Here is a 19,114-nt window from a genome sequence, read left to right as displayed (position 1 = left end):
TCATTTGATGCCCGAATGCGCCATCGTCGAGATCACTTTGCGCTGAAGCAGGAGAAAAATGACGAAATTCGGTATGAACAATAGGAGCGAAACGGCGGCGGCTACTCCTTGGTTTGCCACATTGTTGGCCAGTCCGTTGGTCAATGTCGACACATAAAAGGGCAGCGTCTTCATCGTTTCATCCTCTGTAAATAACGTGGATGTCTCCACATTGCCCCAAGACGACTGGAACGCCAAAATGCTGATTGTCGCCACGGCAGGCATGCACAGCGGAATGACGATACGATGGAAAACCATCCATTCGTTTGCGCCCTCCAATTTGGCGGCTTCCAATAATGCGTCGGGCAATTGATCAATGAACTGCTTCATCAGGAACACGCCGACCGGCATCGCAACGAGCGGAAGAACATGAGCCAAATAAGTGTTCATGATCCCCGTTTCGCTTATGACGAAATAACGCGGAATTTGCACGGTTTCCGGCGCGAACATCAGCGACAGAATGATGGTGGAGAAGATGAGATTTTTGCCCGGAAACTTATGCTTTGACAAGGGATAAGCGCATAATACGCTAAACAATAGGGTAGCCATCACATTCAAGCCGGTGACAAAGATGCTGTTGAACAAGTATCTGCTCATCGGAACGATGGACGTCTGGGTGACTAGCAGCAAATCGTAAAAGTTTTGCAACGTAGGCTGTTTCACGATAAACGTCGGCGGGTACAAGAATAATTCATGAAACGGCTTAAACGCATGGTTGACAATATAAACGATCGGCAGCAGCATAAACGCGGCAAGCAACGTAAGACCCGCTACCAGAAACACTTGAAATCTGCTGATACGAAACATCCGCCTCAAAGAAAGCCCCCGCATCGGTTATTCATCCTCCTTCGAACCGAACAATCTCCAGCATAGCTTGCTAGTTAAATAGATAACTAACAGCAAAACGACCGATATGGTGGAGGCGTAACCGAGCTCGTAACGGATAAATCCGTAGTCGTCTATATGATTGATGAGTAAATGTCCGGCATATTGCGGACTCGGGTTCGATCCGGACAGTTCTGTACTGATCGCTCCCGCTTTGAATGTACCGACGGTCGACATGACGGCGCCGAACAGCATTTGCGGCTTCATCGCCGGAATCGTGATGTACCAAATTTCTTGAAGCCGGCTCTTGATGCCGTCGATCCTCCCCGCCTCGTACAAGGTAGGGTCGACATTCTGTATACCGGCTAGCAGGGCCAGAAATCCGACCCCCATACTCGACCATAGCGTGACGATAATCATGATCTTCATCAAATACCTGGGATCGGTCGTCCAAAGCTGCTGCGTATCGATTACCCCGAGTTGCAGCAGGAAGCTGTTCAAATAGCCGAGACGGTCGCCGCTGAACAAGACGAGCCAAATGACGCCCATGGCGATGCCCGAGGTTAACGAGGGCGTATACATAGCCAGCGTATACCATAATCTGATTTTTGCGGGCAGCTGGGAAATCAGCCATGCAAGCCCGAAGGACAGAACGTACGCTACGGGTCCTACGATAACCGCAAACAGAAACGTATTCGGTATCGCGTATTTCCAGAAAATCAAATCCTGGGTCAGCAGCACCTTATAGTTCAGCAAGCCTACGAATTCAGGAGGCTCTACCGAATTGAAGCGCGTAAACGACAGAATGATGGCCGCCGCCGTCGGGATCATAATATAGACGACGAATGTAATGCAGAAGGGAGCGATGAACAGATAAGACAGCCAGCTCTTCCGCATTTCCAGGCCTAGCTTTTTCACTCTCTCGGTGGCTGCAGCTGCATTCCATGCCGATAATTTCTTCTCAGCGAGTTCGGTATTCACGGTTCTACTCCTTCCCAAGCCCGGTCGACAACCGGAATATCCAATCCACCGTGCGTCGTCCCGTCTTTATCGACAAGTCCGAACTCCTGCTGTTTATGCAGCAGTTCCCGATTGATCTCTCGAATCGATTGCTCGAGCGATTCCCGGTAATTTACGCCGCCTAGCACTGTGCGATTCCATGCAAAGGAGAGCTCGCGGGCCGTAAAGTAACCGCCCGGTACGTTAGGTATCTCTTTGAACCATTTCCATTGCTCCAATATGGCGGATAATTGCTTGGCTGGCCACGGCAGCCGTTTGAACGCTTCCTGATTGGCCGTATTCCAGCGAAATTCGAGTCCGTTGTACAATTCGATATCGTTGCCGAATCGGGCCTGAACCTCAGTCGAGGTCCACCATTTGAGAAACTGCCATGCGTCCTCCGAACGCTTGGACGATTTCATGATAATGCCCGCTTGAATGCTTCCGCCCGCCCATCGCTCGACCTCCCCGCTCTCTTTCTTCATGCCGGGGATCGGCGCCATTTCCCAGCTGTCGGATATTTCCGGGGCCGCCATCGTCAACTGTAAATACGTGTTAAAATCGGATATGCCAATCGGAATAGAACCATTTCGGAAATGCATGTAGAAATTAGCTTCCTTCGGGATGCCGTATACCGTATACAAGTCCGTCCACTGTCGAAAGCTTTGAAAGCTTTCCGGCGTATCCAAACCTGATTTCAAGCCGTCCGCCGTATAGAAGGAGACGCCGTTCTGGTAGAAAAACGGCAGGCCATTCCCACTCGGCATGAAGAAATCGTAGCCTTGCTGCTGAATGGTCTGCAGGCTGTCGTACAGCTCATCCCACGTTTCCGGAGGTTTAATCCCCAGCTGCCGCAATATATCGGTCCGGTAAAACATCACGTTAAACGATTGCGTCTCCGGCAAGGCGTAATCCCCGTGATTGTAATGAAATGGCAGGAGCGAGCCGGGATGAAACCGCTTGGCGATATTGCCGTAATCCGCAAACTGCCGGAGATCGACTAGCGCATTTCTCATGGCCAAATCAACTGAAGTCGCCGCATCCAGCCCTAATGCCACATCAGGCTGACGCCCCGACGATTGGCTGAGAAATAATTGCTGCTGGCTCGGCATCAGATTGACATTGACGCTAATGCCTGTTTCAGGCGTAAAGAGCTCGTCGGCCAATTGCTGCATGAGCGTCACATAATCTCGTCCGCGATTAACCCAAACCGTGATCGCTTCCGGATTGCGCTGGCCCTTGTAGTTGTAATTCGGCGAAAACGTCCGCGCGAATGTGGTAATCGTATTTTGCATGATCTTCCATCTTCCGGGCAGCAAATGCGCCAGATCGACCCCCGGCTTCGACACAAAGATTTGGTCCAATGCGAGCGGCTGCGAAGCCGCTTGATTCATATACATGCCAAGCGTTTCTTGTATACTCGGCAGCATTTCCGGCCGGCTGGCGAGAATCTCGGGCTTCTCCGTCAATTGCCGCAATTGGTCGATCGAGTTGCGTATGCCGGAAGCTCCATTCGCATCATTGCCATAAAGCGTTTGCAAGTAGGAAACCTGCTCTTCCAATAGGGAGGCCAGCCGTTCAAAACGATTTGTAATTCCGGGAATCGAAGCTTCCAAATTCCAATCCCGGTTTTTGTCCACGACGCCGGCGTCGCGAATGCCTGTGACAAGTCTTACGGTGCCGTTAATGTCCTGCAGCTCGGCAATGGCCTCTTTCATCGCTTCCGTTACCGGTCTCAGCGGCGCTTGGGTTACAATCATGGAAAGCGTATGCTTTCCTTTCGCAAGGTAAAACTCGAACGGCTTCCCCTTGCCGTCCGACAAAGCTTCAAGCTGCCATTCGCGGCTATACGCAAACGGGTAAGCAAGCAGCTCGCGGAACGGCACCTTTCCGTCGATTTTAATCTGCCTGAAGCTGGACATCTCTTTTGAATAGGACTGTTTAACCTTCATTTGCAGCTCGTATCGACCATCCTCCGGAACCTCGAACGACCACTCGGCCCACTTGCCGCCCTGCTTCCAATGATCGCCGCCCATTACGTTCAAGACGATTTTCCCATTGGATGGCGGATTCGCCAGATCGTCGTAAGATGCCTGCATCTGAACCGACGAATCCGATTTAAGCGTCATCTGCTCCGCTTCGATCGTGTCATACCAGTTTGCATCTATGCTGCCTTTCGATTCAGCCGCATAGGAGGCTTTTATTTCTTTATACGAAGCTACTTTTTCCGGTGCGGCAAAGGCCAAGTGCGATAAATAGAATGCCCCTTGGCTCGCTTCGAGCCTGAGCACATGCTGGCCCGCACTTAAATACCACCGAAAGGGTTCGTAATATTCGGCATTAGCATCGGCAACCAGTTGCTCCGTCCATTGCTGATCTTCGAGCTGCGGCGGTCGTATATCATTGCCCCTTTCATCCTGCTTGACAGGGGAAATGCCGTCCTTCCAATTGCGGCTAATCGCCAAATATTTCGCTTCGTCGAACGGAAATTGCCCGTCGACCTTTAAGCGGAAGCGGACCGGCTCCAGCGAACCGGGCAGCGGCATCGTTTGCGCCCGGAGTTGATAGAGCCCCGCTTCGGGAATCGTAAACGCATATTCCACCCAGTCGTTCTCGCGCTTCAGTAGAACAACATCCGTTTTCCCTTCCTTCGCTTCTTTAATGGTTGAAATCCCCTCGGCGGCATTGCTGTATTCCGCGGCTGGCATAAGAACATCTTGTCCCTGCGCATCTTGGGCACCCTGCTTCATCCACCCGCTCAGAACCTGCGAATAATCGTTTCCTTGCAAATTCCAAGGGTTATCGGCATCGTTAAACAGCGGCTCGCCCCTTACCGGATGAACCTTCTGTCCCGGCCAGTAAAAAGTCGCGGCCAGAATGATCAGCACAAGCACAAAACCTATGACAACCATCCGCTTTTGTATCAAAAAAGACATTTATGTAACCCCTTTCAAAAAAAGAAACTAACGGATGGCCTCCCCGGTGTCGCGATTGAAAAATAACATATATTCCGTATTCAAAACGATTTCAATTCCAGTGCCTTCAGGTATTTTTACATTTGCCGGAACGCGCATAATCACCTTCTCGTCAATTCCGAGATCGAGATGCAAATGACGATCCGCTCCGAATAATTCGGAGAAGGACACCGTCGCCTTAATCGGTTCGTCTCGACGATCCATGCTATCGGACAATGCCACGTATTCCGGCCGTATGCCGAGAACGACTTGGCGATCGATCAAATTGCGCTGTCTCAGTGCTTGGCAGAACTGTTCGGGAATGCTCAAAATAAATCGCTTCGTATCGAACTTAAGATCTCCATCTTGTTCGAGAATTTTGCCGTAAATGAAATTGATCGGCGGCGAGCCGATAAAGCCGGCTACAAACATATTGATCGGCCGCATGTAGACGTTTTCCGGCGTATCGACTTGTTGAATATAGCCATCCTTCATGACGCAAATTCTTGTCCCCATCGTCATGGCTTCCGTCTGGTCATGCGTCACGTAAATCATCGTCGTTCCCAACCTTCGGTGCAGGTCCACGATCTCCGCTCTCATCTGCACCCGCAGCTTGGCATCGAGATTCGACAGCGGCTCGTCCATCAGGAATACCTGCGGCTTGCGCACAATCGCCCGGCCTAGCGCAACGCGCTGCCGCTGCCCGCCGGAAAGCTGCATCGGCTTGCGGGACAGCAAATGCTCGATTTCAAGCGTACGGGAAGTCGACTTGACCATCGACTCCAGGAACGTCTTCTCCATCTTCCGGAGACGAAGCCCGAACGCCATATTTTCAAACACGTCCATGTTCGGATATAAAGCATAGTTTTGAAAAACCATCGCGATATCTCTTTTTTTGGGAGGAATATCGTTGACCATTTTGTTATCGATATAGATTTCACCGGCGCTCACTTGCTCCAAACCGGCAACCATTCGCAATGTTGTCGATTTACCGCAACCGGAAGGCCCTACAAGAACCATAAACTCCTCATCTTCTATTTCCAAATGAAAATCCTTCACTACCGGAGGACTTGATCGGCCGTATCGTTTGGAAACATGATTCAACATCACTCTAGCCACATTATCGCTCCTTCTAGGAATAGTCGGCACATCGGCATAAGTCGATTATAATCAGCTGCCTTTGAATTTAGTGTGAATTTACGTCCTTGCAAGCGGTAATGTAACGGAAAACGTGCTCCCGCTCCCCTCTTGACTCCTGACGGAAATCGTACCTTTATGCGCTTCGACCAAACGTTTGGCAATCGTCAAGCCGAGTCCGCTCCCGCCCGTGTCTCGCGAACGGGATCTATCCACCCGATAAAAGCGTTCGAAAATCTTATCTATCTCATTTTGCGGAATACCTATCCCGTTATCTTGAATGTGGATGGATATCGTTTCGCCGACGACGCCCAACTCTATACATACATTTACTTTTCCTTTCGGTTCGCTGAATTTGGCTGCATTCGAAAGGAGGTTAACGAAGACCTGTATCATTTTATCTACGTCGATCAGGACAGGACAAGGTTTTTTCGGCGTCGTTAGCGTAACCTGAATGTCCTTATCTTCAAAAATAGGCTGCAGCAAATAAAGCACCTGCTTCAACAAAGGCACCAGATCCATCCGTTCTTGCAATAGCTCAAATATCGCTCCATCCGCCTGCAATATTTTCTCCATGTCCTGCACGAGTCTAGTGAGACGTGAAATATCATCCAGCATCGTCCGCAGACGCTCCGGCTCCAGGTCAAACACTCCATCTACTAGCGCCTCCAATTGACTCCCCACAATCGATAGCGGCGTTCTTAGCTCATGGCCTAGATCCTCCATCAAAATCTGGCGCCAGCGTTCCTGCTCCGCGAGCAAGCTCGAGAGATGATTGACCGCATGCGCTATTTTCTTCAGTTCCTGCGTTCCCTGCTCCGGCATATACAACAGCATGCTGCCTTGGGTAAGAATGTCCGTGCGCTCTGCCAACCTCCTTACCGGACGCGACATCGCATATGCCAGCAATCCGCTCAAAAGGAATGCAGCAAGCATTCCGTATCCGCCTGTCGCAAACAACTGTTTTTGCAAATCGCGTTTCGCATGATACGTCGGATACCCTTCTTCCTTCCCCGTCCAGAACACTCCCAATCGCCCGATAAGCTGCGAATTTCCCCATATATCGAGAGACACCCCCGGAGTCATCAGGGGGACGTCAGGTACGGTATCCAGCCAAATATGACTTTCGGGATCGGTAAGCCGAATATAGACGTTTTCCGCTTGCGCGACTTCCAGGACGATCCGTTTCGCCTCCTCAGTCAGCCCTTGCCGTCCGGGGATAACCTCACCGCGTATGCGATCGGCTATCTTACGGAACGATTCCTCGAGATGCTGCTGCACAAAGCCGGGATATCGCGAATCCCACCTAAAATAAAAAAAAGCCAAGCCGCTAACCCAGAGCATGACAAATACCAGAAAAACCGCCCCCCACCACACAAGGAGCGTATGTATATTCTTCTTTTGTTTATCCATCGCGGGTTCCCCCGAATTTATAGCCCGCTCCAATGACAGTGACAAGCACTTTCGCTTCCCGGGGATTTTCCTCCACTTTTTGCCTGATATTTTTAATATGCGCATCGATCAATCGGGGATCGCCGACAAACCGGTAGCCCTGGACATGGTAGAGCAAATCCGCGCGCGTGAACACCTTTTCCGGCGCAACCGACATGGCCGACAATATTTTGAATTCGGTTTTCGTCAAGTTAGCATCTCTTCCCTTTACGATAACCTTCATTTTCTGATGATCGAACACCAATTGACCTTGATTGAACGTTAATTTTCCTCCATGGCCTTGGTCGACGTACAATGCGGCTCTGCGGAATACGGCATGCGCTCTGGCAACCAATTCATTCGGACTGAAAGGCTTTATGATATAGTCGTCAGCGCCAAGATACAACCCATTAATCCTGTCATTCTCTCTTGATTTCGAAGTTATCATAATGATAGGGACTGTGGAACGTTCCCTCATCCGTTTGCATAGCTCTTCGCCTGACATGCCGGCAAGCATCAGATCAAGAATAATAAGATTAGGCTGATCTTGTTGAAAACACTTCAAACCAGTGTCCCCGTCGTACGCAATCGTCGTTCGCCAACCGTCCCGCTCCAAGTAGGCTTTAATGACTTCGACAATTTTCGGTTCGTCATCAATAATCAGCACATGCTTTTTCTTTTCCACTCGAAGGCCATCCTTTACAGTCAAATCACATTTTTATGGTAGCATAATAGCATAATTCGGATATTCGGAACATCGCCGAATGGCAAATAAAGAACGTGCGGGGGGCTTCGGGATGGAAAGCTATTCCGAAACGCCCGGCACGTCGCAATTTCGCAACCGTGTAGACACAAATATTATAAGACCGAGCATATGAATTTGGTGTGAATTTTTTGGAGGAAATCCAAATTCGACAGGAATCCTATATAGGCGATCAAATGGCGAGGATGCTTTACAGTTTATCGCAGAATTTCTAGATAAAATAAGTCATGAGTAAATTACTGCCGACCGCTTCTTCCGCTTTTTAGGCTATAGCAATCAAAAGAGGTTAACCAGGTATTATGCTGGTTAACGTACGCTTGCGGCGATTGCGGAGAATCCAGGCAAATACTGAACAGCCCATGGCTGCAATTGGATAAATCCCGATTCCCGTAACGAAGGCGAATATTCGTCCAGTGAAAGCCCTGATCGAAGCTCATGAAAGAAATCCCCCAAACAAATAGCCAAGGAATCATGCAGAGCAAATACACAATTTGTAAGATGACAAGAAACGTTTTTAAAATAACTCCTCCTGGTAAATGGCGGTCGTCACCGTGATCAAATTAAGTCCGTCGGAGGACGCTTACCCTTGAGTTTTTTATCATAGCATAGAAAGCCAAAAAACTGGCGCCCGAGTACAGACGCCAGTTTTTCGGCTAATTGATAGATTACTGCTCCAGCAGTTCGCGAAGCGCCGGCTCCAATAGTAGCAGCTTCAATAACAAAGTTGCCGTCTCTGCGCGGGTTGCTTCAGCTTTGGGGCCGAAGGTGTTGTTGTACCCTTGAATCAGCCCGGCTTTCGCCGCTGCTGAAATCGAATCTGTCGCATAACTGCCCGCAAGCGACAAATCCTTGAAATCCGCGCGGCCCGATTGCGGAAGTGCGGCCATATTCACCAGTCTCATCAGGATCACAACCATTTCTTCCCGCGTAATGGTCGCATCCGGCTTAAATGTTTTGTCCTGATAACCCTTGACGATGCCAAGCCGTGCCAATGTTGCGATCGACTTCTCTGCCCAATGCCCTTTTACATCCGCAAATGCGATTGACTTGGCATCCGTCGATGCAAACACGAACAACCTGTCCAGCATGGCGGCGAATTCCGCTCTTGTGATCGATCGATCCGGCATAAAGCGGCCGTCCGCGTACCCTTTGGCAACATGGAGCCGCACCAATTGATGGATGGCCTCTAGCGCCCAGTGCTTCTGCGTATCTGCAAATTGTATCCGGTCGCCGTCTGCGGACTGGAGATTGGCCGCAATGGAGCTCAACGTTTCTTTCCAGGCAATCAGCCCGTTTCGGAAAAACTTCCATGCTTCGCCGGCGTTATCGCCGGGTTCCGGCTTCGGATCAGGATCCGTGCCCGAACCGGAACCTGGGCCTGTTCCCGTGCCTGGCGTTGGCGGCGTTTTGACGAATGCGACCTGCACCGCAGTCAGCACCGTTCCGCTAGCGACATCCTTAGCCGTGAATGCGACGGTTTCCTCGACCGAATTCGCGACAGTAAACCGGGCTTCTCCCGACGCATCGGTCGTTCCCGACACGTCTGTAATCGCGGCGCTGCTTCCCACGTTCGCACCCAATGCTACCTGCCGGCCGCTCAATGCGTTGCTTGCGCTATCCTTCAAGACTACCGTGATTGTAGCTTTGTCATTTCCGTCAGCTTCAACTTGGGCTTTGGAAGCTGTTACGCTTGATTTCGACACGTCCACCGGCGTCGACGGCGTAACCGGCGTTTTGACGAACGCGACCTGCACCGCAGTCAGTGCCGTTCCGCTGGCGACATCCGTAGCCGTGAACGCGACTGTTTCTTCGACCGTATTCGCGACCGCAAATCGAGCTTCTCCCGATGAATTCGTAGTGGCCGCCAGATCTGTAATCGCGGCGCTGCTTCCCGCACTCGCAGCCAGCGCTACTTGTCGACCGCTTAATGCGTTGCCTGCGCTATCCTTCAAAACTACCGTAATTGTAGCTTTGTCGTTTCCGTCGACCTCGACTTGATTTTTGGAGACGGTGACCGTTGACTTCGTCGGATCAACAGCCACCGCAACCGGCGCCGAGCCGATCTCGAAGCTCACGTTGTCCAGCTCGTAAGCCAAGCCGGAGGACAATATAACCTTCGCCGTAACCTTGTAGCTCGTTTCAGCCGACAGCGTCGTCAAAGCTTTTTCCGAGCTGCCGTCATAAGCTACCGTTGACCAACTGCCACTATTCACTTGGAACTGCGCCCGATCAATGGCGAAGCCTTCTACATTGTACGGAGAAAGCGCCAATTCGACATTGCCGGTATACTTGCCATCCGTTCCCTTCGTCCCTTTCACCAGCAGTTCAAGCGTCGGCCTTTCCGTCTGCGTATTCGTAATCTCGAAACGATAGTCCGTTGCAGTCCCCGCTGTGCTTTCCGGCTCGACCCGCACGGTGAACTCGTTCACTGCCCCCGCTTCGGAAAGCGTCAGCGCCAGATTTCCGGATACGAAACCTTGATCCGAAGCGATCGGATTGCCTGCGCCGTCCAGCAACGTAACCGTCGAACCGCTTCCCGCCGCCACAGCCATCAGCTGCGTTTTTCGCAGATCGTTGGCTTGCAACTGGTACGTAGTCTGGGCTGGAGCGAAATCGAGCGGAATTCCCGCAAGCGTCACGGCGCTTAGCGTCGAATCCATCGCATCCGAACTATCATAGAAAAATACGGCTTGCACGGCATCCCCGGCTTGACTGAACTGCACATAGGCCGTTTTCTTCTCCTCCGCGGAGAAAGACAGCAGCTGTGCACGGTCGGTCGCCAAATATTTCGTCTCCATAATATTTCCGTCTGCATCCAGCAGATTAAGCAGCACATTACCTGACGCTACCAGCGCCATATTCATATTTTGCATCATCAGATTAACGCTTGTGACGGCGGCCGAATTGGACTGATCCAAAGTCAGCAACACGTTCTTGTTGTTATATTTGACCGACAAATTATCGAGCGTCACTTTCGTCTCGTTGTTCGTCGGATCGAACTCCGAGATCGTCTTGCCGCTCGCGTCCTCTACCCACGTGCGCAAATAGAGCGTAATGCCTTTTTCCGGAATTTCCGTCTGTCCAAGCTCGCTCAACATGTCGCTCAGATCGACTTCTAACTGATGGACATAAGCGCCCTGGTCGATCATATCCAGTTCCGCTTGATCGGAAATCTCGACGACGTTGCCCAGCAATTCACTCGCTTCATACAGATTGCTCCTGTACAAGCCGAGCTTAACGACTCTGCCTTTGTTCGCGAGTGTTGTGTCATTTTTGTTATAGACCGGTACGGACAGCGTTCGTTTGCCGTTCTCCTCCTTCAGCACCTGAACCTGCGAAATGCCGACATCCGGAATATCCAGCTTGAGCTCGCCCGACGTCGATAATGTCTGTGCAGCCATGACCGTCGGAACTTGAGCAAAAGTAACCTCAACCTGATAAGGCACATCCCGAATGGCAGCAGGCACCGCGTAAGAGGCCGTAAACGTCCCGCTGCTGTTGGGCGCAAGCGCAATATCGCTAAATTCGGTCCGCTGTCCGTCAATCGTAATCGCAATCTTGTCGATATCGCCTACGCCTTTGTTGACCACCTGGAACTGCACCGGCAAGTCGTAGCCCGCTACGACTTCTCCCGGGTTAAACAGCGTTTTGTCCGCCTCGAACGCGTTCTGATACGTGCCGAGTATCGTATACATGCCACTGACGGTTTGGGAGACATGAACCGGGATGTCGTCTCCGTCGCCATTGTTCGGCGTAATCGTACCGACAACTTGCGTATCCGTCGTATACGTAGTGCCGAGCATGACCGCCCGCATGCGAATTGGATCGGTCACATAGACGTTAATCGTATCGATCTCCGTATAATCGGGCATGACGGCTATCGTATTGACGCCGGACAAATACAGCTCGCCGTCTTTGGTCCCAAACTTCACGGACTTCAACGTATCTCGAGTCACTACTTGCGTTGGGCTAATATCGGCATCCGCTTCTTTCCACACAATCGACAACTGATCGATGTTATCCCACACACTGCGTCGTTTGGAAAAAGTAAAGTTCGGGCCGACCTTCACCGCCTGGTGGTTATTCAGCGCATTTAAGCTGTCGACAAAGTCCGTATATACCTCGCCGTTGCCGTTGATCGCGGCCAGCTTAACGTCCTGCGTCACTGTGCCTTCCGCTTCGCTTGTCGCATGCCAGGCGATAATGAACCGTTCGACGCCGTCGGGAAGCTTGGCGCTTGTGATGTGCGGGTTCTCGTTGGCGCTGCTGTCATTGGTCAGTTGCAGATTTTTCACAACGCCCTTCGCTTTCCACGTTGTCGCACCGACCGCCCCGGCATCCGCTGTGTCGACGACTGCATAGATGATTTCGTTGCGTGATGCCGCCACCGCATCCTGGCCAGCAGCAGTTCCGTCGACATCGCCCTTATTGACCGTGTACACGACTGCCGCCGTCCCGTCCGACAACATTTCTGCCGACATGCCCGTTACTGTGCCATTCGTTCCGTTGTACAGCGTTTCCGTATCGCTCCACTTATTCGTGATAGGATCAAACACGGTGTAGACGATGCTGTCCGATCCCGAGAAATCAAGCGGATTGTCAGGGTTCGACGAATTAACGCTGCGGTAAGCGACGAACACTTTGTTGTTTTTTATCGCGACGACGGGGGCCACATCCGCGTGCTGGTTAGACGTCAACTGATACGTTTTCCATGAGCCTACCCCATTATAGATCCCGACCATAATTTCGGCGCTGTTGCTCATCTGCAACATTTCTTCATTCGTCAGCGCTTCGCCTGCCGCCTTGTTGATTCTGTCTTTCTGGGTGACCCAGACAGCGGCGACAAGGTTGCTTTCACCGGCGATTTGCAAGCTCGAATCTCCATAGCCCTGGTGCGCCACATTCGTTGCGATTCGACCTTTCTGCAAATAGCCGCTGCCATTGCGGGTCGCCCAGGACGCGATCGTATTCTCAACCGCCGCACTGCCGCCGTCCGATAAATAGACGAGCAAGGTTCCGTCCTGCGCCACTTGCGGATTCGAATACGGGTAAGCGTTGCTCTGTATCACATCCGGTGCAGCAGGTGCGGCGGAGGTTAACGCCCCGATCCCAGCCCCGGCCGACAAGGCCATAGCAGACCGCGCACCCTCGGAGGACGCGGAACCGTCGTTCTCCTCATCGGCCCCCGCCGATTCATTCCATGAACGCGTGTAACGGTCCAGATAACTTCTGTCCTCCACCGTTTGCGACTCGATCACCTGCATAGGGTCTTCCCCGATAGATTCCATGTAAGCGGCAATCGCGAATTGCATATTCGCCGCCGTCAGAGGATCAGGGTGATTGTCGCTCCAATACTTGTAAATTTTATCCCAATTTCTGAACACCCACGAATGACTGTACCGGAGCGAGGCAAAATCGTGCTGGATCGAAATGAACAGAAACTTCAGCACGACCCTGATCCCGACGACGCCTTCCAATGCCAGCTTGTTGCCGTACAGCACGCGCTGGCCCGCATCCTGCAGGTAATCCCGGTTCAGCCATGTGCTCTTGTTCTCGACGGTCACTCGTCCGAACACGCCGATTTTCATGGCAATAACCGAATAGTCGAAGCCGATGCCGCCGAACGCTTCCACATAGGCGATAATGCGCAGCGATGTCAAATAATCGTTCACGCTTGTCGCAGTCGGATCCTTCCACGCATTAGACGGCTTCTCGTCGAATAGCACCGATGCTTTGAAGTCCACTTCAAGCCCGCCGCCGATCGTAAGCGAGAACGTGACTGGCACGAAACTCGCCATCATATTCCACGTCTGCGTGTAGGAGAACCCGCCGCCCGCCGTGAAGCCGCCGCCATGCACGACAGCCTCCCATTTGGCCGTCTTCGGGTTATATTTGATTTCACCCGTATAGTACCCGGCGGCATGGAATAGCACGCTTTTGTCGGAATACGACTCCTTGTTCAGCTTCGCAAGCGAGCGTTGCTGATCAGCCAAATATTTGCCCATCGCCATCGCATACATGTCCCCGGCGCCAGGCGCATAATTGTTGTCCGACTTGAAGAAATCGACACCGCTGCTGCCCTGTGTCTCCGGCATATTGCCGAGCGATGCGGAGATGACCGTCTTATACACAAGCGGGTCGTCCGTCGGATACACTCTCATCGAGAGAGGACCGGCATCCAGCTTGAGGCCGCTCATCAGCTCCAGCGTTTCCAGCATCACCTTGTCGTTATTGCTCGGCTTGCCGGAGCTGCCGTTCGTCGCTTCCATATCTTTCTTCAGCTTGGCTAGCTGTCTCTGCAGCTCGGCCGCGCTAATCTCGACTACGCCGATCATGTTGACGAGCGTTGACGCCGATGTGAAGCTCTTGCGGAAGCTGCCCGGTTTGCTGTACAGCTTGAAATGAACCGAACCGCTCTCCGCCTTCTTGAGCCAGATCGTATCTTTGTTGAACACTTGCCTGTGCCGGGTAATGTACATATCCGAGAACGGGTACTTGATCGTCTCGTACGATTGGCCTTGCGGCGTCAGTCCCGCCGCGTTCAGCAACTCCGCATACGCCGTATCGTCTACCGTTTCGCCCCACCAGAGCAATTCGGTCGTCAGCGTAATGCTCGGGTTATCGTTATTCGGACCGAACTTCCCTTTATAATTCGTCACATACGTTCTTTGCGAAGCCCCGCCGCTTGTCACGTATTGACTGACGATCAGCGGCGCTTTGTCCGCCGTCGGATTGGCTGTCAGCTGCGAAATTTTTTCGCCGAACGCAATCATATCGACCGGATTCGTATTGCCGTCGAAGGTGAACAATTGCGGCGTATACTGATCTCCCTCGAACGTCATCTCCAAAATAAACTCGATCTGATCCTTCGCCGACAAGTTCGCCGCATTCGTCTCTCCCGCTTCCCGGGAGTAAAATTTCGTCGTATCGAAAATGAGCTGAAGCTTGCCGTCGGCACCAAGCGTTGTCGTTACGCCCGCGCCGCCGATCTCCGTCTCTTCCGCATAATGGCCGTTCTTGTAGACCCCGCCGCGATACGTCACTTTGCCCGTATACGGCTTGCCATCCGGTTTCTTGAAGAACACTTCGACTTTCGCCAACTGGCGCAGTTGCAAAATGTTGATCGGGTACAGCTCCAGATTCGCCGCATTGCCTTCTTTCGTCCGCAGCATGTATCGATCGATAATGCCCGTATACGTCGTGTTATTGAAGGACGATGTCACATAGACATCGCTTACGATGCCGCTTTCCTCGTACAGCGCCAGTTCGCCGTTCGCATTACTCGTCACCGACTCCTCGACGCCGGCGCCGTTCGTATACGTAATCGTCGTGGCCGCCTTCGGATAGAACTGGAACAAATAAAGTTTGTCCTTCAACGTCTCGACGGTCAGGTCAAGTTCGGTCTTCATGCCCGTGCTCGCATGCGTTGCCGTAATTTTCGTTTGTCCATTGGCCAAACCTGACAGCAGCAGCTTCTGTTTGGGCTGGTAAGACGCATATTGGAAATTTTCGATATTATCGACAATTCCGTTGCTGTTGAAATACAGCCCCGCCACATCGTTGTTACCCGACTTCCAGGCGATCTGGTCGGTAATTGCGCCTAAATCCTGAAAATCCCTGTTGTTGATTTGCAGATCGTTTTTCAGGCGAATGTCCCGGTGCAGGTCGACGATTTGATCGCTTGTCATATTTTTGATCCGATCAATATTGCTCATCTTCAGCGCCGTCGCCGCTTGACCGTCCACCTCGATCTTCAGCGCGTCGTGCTTGTACACTTGCAAATACAAGGAATCGTACGACCAGGTCGAATCCAGCTTGTTCTTGGCCGCGAGCGTGATCGCATATACGTCTTTGATTTGCTTCGTGCCGGTCACCGGATCAATAGCGAGCCGATAAGTGCCTCCGTTCTCTGTCGCGCCGCTATTGCTGAAAGTTCCCGAAGCGCTGTCGAACGTCATGCGGCTGTCCGGAATGGGCACGCCGTTCTTCGTTACCTGAAACTCGAAATCGCCTTTGTTCTGCGGATCGAAGTTTTCCAGCTTCCAGTTCAGCGTTAACGAGCCGATATCATCGGTTACAAATTGCCCCATCTTCTTGTCGAGCGTTACAACTGCGGGCGCCGCTTTCACCACAATGTACGCAAGCGCGGACAAGACCGGATTAGGGACATCCGGGTATTCCGGATTGTCGGCGCTGATTCTGACCGTGTAACTCGGTTTGTACTCGGTTGAAAGATTCGTCGTGTACGCGCCCGGTATGCTGAAACCGGTTGCATTGACCAGTTCAGCCGTTACGGGCGCCGTCCAGGTTTGAAGCGGCGTCTGCCCGGCAAGCTGCGACTCGTTCAGCTCGCCGTCGTACAGCTCAAGCTTGAAGTTCGCAGCTTGCGGCTCCTCGCCAGGCGCAGCCAGCTCCGCGTACTTGCTCATCACGTTCGTCGTCCAGACGATATCGGCTGCCTCGTGCTGGTAAGCATACACCCGGTAAGCGAAGCCCGGTACGACAATCGCCGCCGCACCGCCCGCGCCGATCGTGATCGTCTGCGAAACTACCGCCGTCTCCGTTGCCAGTTCCCCGTTGTTTCTGGCGACGATCGTGAACGTGACCGCCCCGGGACGCTTCGGAATGATCGTGCCGTCCGCCTTGATCGAAGCGATCGTCTCGTCGCTGCTGCGCCATTCGAACTGATCGGGCGTCGTATACGTCGCATCCGTTGGATACGTAAAGCCGAGCTTCGTCGCATCGGGATCAGTCAACGTAAGTGCGTTGCTTGTGCCGGACGGCCACTTTGTCGGATACACAATGCGCAAATTGCCGGGCAGAATGTATTTGACAGCCGGAACCGCAAAAGGAACAAAAGAGCTCGTAAGCAACCTGAAGTCATCCGGATTCGTTCCGTCGTTCAGAGGGCTCTGGTTGTAGTAAATTTTCGCCCGAAGCTGCGTGCCGGCTACGGACGCGCTTCCGTCCGTCAACGTATCCATCAGCGCCTTTGTCATGAGCAGCTTGCCTTCCAGTACCGGCGGATCGACCGGCAGGCCGTCGACGCCGCGCTTCCAATCGAGCTCGATCAGCCCGGATGTTTTGTTGCCGATCGACACCTTCAGCCGCTTGCCGATATCCTCAGGCGTGAGCGATCCGTCGATGATCCAGTCCGATTCGTCGCCGTCATACATATTGACCGTAAATGTCGCTGTCTCACCGATTTTGTACGTTGTCTTATCAAGCGTCAGCGGCTGCGCCTTGAATGCATCTGCCCGCGCGTAGCTGACCGTAATGTTCGGCTGATTCGTAAAATCTTGGCCCCATGTCATCTCGTTGATATTGGCGGCAGCTGGAATCGTAATCGCCGATGTGTTGCTCTTGGGCAGGTCGTAGATTTCGCCTTTAATGAAATTTTTCGCCGCGACCACTTTGAAATCTTCGGGTTTGTCGCCTTTGCCGACAATCGCGCCGAATCCGAATATTTGCGACATGGCGACTTTCGATAAATAGGAGTTGTCGTTCGAATAACTGACGATGTCCGGCAGCGCCGTTTTGCCGCTCGCGAGCTGCAGGCCGCTCAAGCTGGTGTATTGATCCTGCAAGTATGTCCACGGCCAATACCCTTTGCGTACAACCGCGTTATCGAACGTAACCTGCATCGGGATCAACTGCCCGGTCGTATAACTTCCCGCCTGCGCGCTGATCTCCCGAATGTCGTAATTGTTCATCGTACTTCTTGGCAGACCAAACCCGCCCGTTTTACCATAGTAGAAATAATCAGGCATCAGATCCTTGGTAGCCGGGGTAGACAAGTAACTATATTTCGGCAATCCCGCTTTGCCCGGCGCAAGCGTATAACCTAAATACGCTCCACCCTCATACGTGTGATTGAACGGCCGATAGTCATATTTGTACCAATTTTCGATATTCCAATGATCGAAGTTAATCTCATCCAGGTTTTTGTAATTGTGAAAATGAATATAACCCGCACGAGCCAAGCCTGCCCACACTTGTTCTCTGAACATCTGCTGGGCCTGCACCCAGGTGATGTTGGGGTTAAAGTTCACGCCTCCCCATTCCTGAGGGGACCAGACGTTCCTTCTCGCATCGTAGGCTTCACCGAACGCATTGCTCCAGCCTTTGAGTACCAATGTTTGCTGCGTCTCCCCCGGCTGGAACGTTACCGTTCCGTTCGTCTTGGGACGCTGCGTGAGGAATGAGCCTTGCAGTAAATCGTAGTCGAAAGTAACCGCGCGCGGCTGCGACCTGTTTAATTGGAACGTAATCGTGAGATCGCCCCATGTGCCTGCCTGCTGCTGGCTGTCTGTAGCCGTTGTGGGCTTATATTGATAACCGATGACGGTTACAATGACATCGTCATCGTAACCTCTGTCCTCGCCGGGAGCACTCAGATTGGCCGCGGCAAAGCCAAGACCTTCGCTCCCGGATTGCGCCACAAGCGACTGCAGGCTCGACAAGTGCGCCGGCGTCAAATTGACTCCTGTCGTATTCGAAGCATCGGCGAATTCGGAAAGCCGATCCTCAATATCGATCATTTGCTTGAGCATGCCGAGGCTGATCTGCATGCCGTCTATTTCAGCCATTTGCGTCAAATCCGTTGCATCGTCGGCGAGCACCTGCTTAATCTCATCCAACGTATAGCTCTTGCCGTTCAGATGGATCGGATAACTGAGGAATGATCCGTTCGTATCGACCAATCCGAGCTTCTGGAGCGTCTCCAGCATCTCCGAAGCTTGTTCGGCGCCATATTCGCTTTCAAGAAATTGCATCAACTGCGCATGATTGCTGCCTGATCCGTTGCCGCTCGCCCCGGATGGCGCGGCGAACGCCGACAGCCCGATACCGGCTACGAGCACGAACATCAACAAACAAGCGATTATTTTTTTGAACCTCATCAAACTTTCCACAATTTCCCTTCCTTTCATTGGACGCAAAAATCTCCTATTCTACGACTCTACTC

The 19,114-nt window shown here is 52.3% G+C and carries 7 protein-coding genes; all 7 read right to left on the bottom strand.

The features are described 5' to 3' along the window. The 7 genes from ACFPOF_RS18685 to ACFPOF_RS18655 all read right to left on the bottom strand — a co-directional run bounded on the left by ACFPOF_RS18685 (position 1) and on the right by ACFPOF_RS18655 (position 19,079). Positions 1 to 870: a carbohydrate ABC transporter permease gene (locus ACFPOF_RS18685; RefSeq protein WP_378135359.1), complete on the bottom strand. Its 870-nt coding sequence runs from the start codon at positions 868 to 870 to the stop codon at positions 1 to 3. A gap of 3 nt (positions 871 to 873) precedes the next feature. Beyond that, entirely contained in the window at positions 874 to 1,761 is an 888-nt protein-coding gene (locus ACFPOF_RS18680; protein ID WP_378136048.1) for a carbohydrate ABC transporter permease, read from the bottom strand. 80 nt (positions 1,762 to 1,841) lie between these two features. Beyond that, the gene (locus ACFPOF_RS18675) at positions 1,842 to 4,799 is read right to left on the bottom strand and encodes an extracellular solute-binding protein (protein ID WP_378135357.1); all 2,958 of its coding nucleotides are present in this window, start codon (positions 4,797 to 4,799) and stop codon (positions 1,842 to 1,844) included. Between the two features lie 27 nt (positions 4,800 to 4,826). Beyond that, entirely contained in the window at positions 4,827 to 5,936 is a 1,110-nt protein-coding gene (locus tag ACFPOF_RS18670) for an ABC transporter ATP-binding protein (protein ID WP_378135355.1), read from the bottom strand. Between the two features lie 78 nt (positions 5,937 to 6,014). Then, complete coding sequence (locus ACFPOF_RS18665) at positions 6,015 to 7,367, bottom strand: sensor histidine kinase (RefSeq protein WP_378135353.1); 1,353 nt, start codon at positions 7,365 to 7,367, stop codon at positions 6,015 to 6,017. Beyond that, on the bottom strand, positions 7,360 to 8,070 hold the full coding sequence (locus tag ACFPOF_RS18660; protein WP_378135351.1) for a response regulator transcription factor: 711 nt from the start codon (positions 8,068 to 8,070) through the stop codon (positions 7,360 to 7,362). The genes ACFPOF_RS18665 and ACFPOF_RS18660 overlap by 8 nt, the downstream gene beginning before the upstream one ends. A gap of 743 nt (positions 8,071 to 8,813) precedes the next feature. Next, positions 8,814 to 19,079, bottom strand: a complete 10,266-nt coding sequence (locus tag ACFPOF_RS18655; protein ID WP_378135349.1) for an S-layer homology domain-containing protein — start codon at positions 19,077 to 19,079, stop codon at positions 8,814 to 8,816. Positions 19,080 to 19,114: the final 35 nt, after the last annotated feature.

This window comes from Cohnella soli, from assembly GCF_042655525.1.
Classification (GTDB): Bacteria; Bacillota; Bacilli; order Paenibacillales; family Paenibacillaceae; genus Cohnella; species Cohnella soli.
Note: the sequence above shows the minus strand (reverse complement) of the source record. Positions and strands in the feature narration are given on the sequence as shown.

Excerpts from the sequence above, each read along its gene's own strand:
- ACFPOF_RS18655 (WP_378135349.1), bottom strand. The coding sequence starts at position 19,079 with ATGAAAGGAAGGGAAATTGTGGAAAGTTTGATGAGGTTCAAAAAAATA.
- ACFPOF_RS18680 (WP_378136048.1), bottom strand. The coding sequence starts at position 1,761 with ATGCGGAAGAGCTGGCTGTCTTATCTGTTCATCGCTCCCTTCTGCATT.
- ACFPOF_RS18685 (WP_378135359.1), bottom strand. The coding sequence starts at position 870 with ATGCGGGGGCTTTCTTTGAGGCGGATGTTTCGTATCAGCAGATTTCAA.
- ACFPOF_RS18665 (WP_378135353.1), bottom strand. The coding sequence starts at position 7,367 with ATGGATAAACAAAAGAAGAATATACATACGCTCCTTGTGTGGTGGGGG.
- ACFPOF_RS18675 (WP_378135357.1), bottom strand. The coding sequence starts at position 4,799 with ATGTCTTTTTTGATACAAAAGCGGATGGTTGTCATAGGTTTTGTGCTT.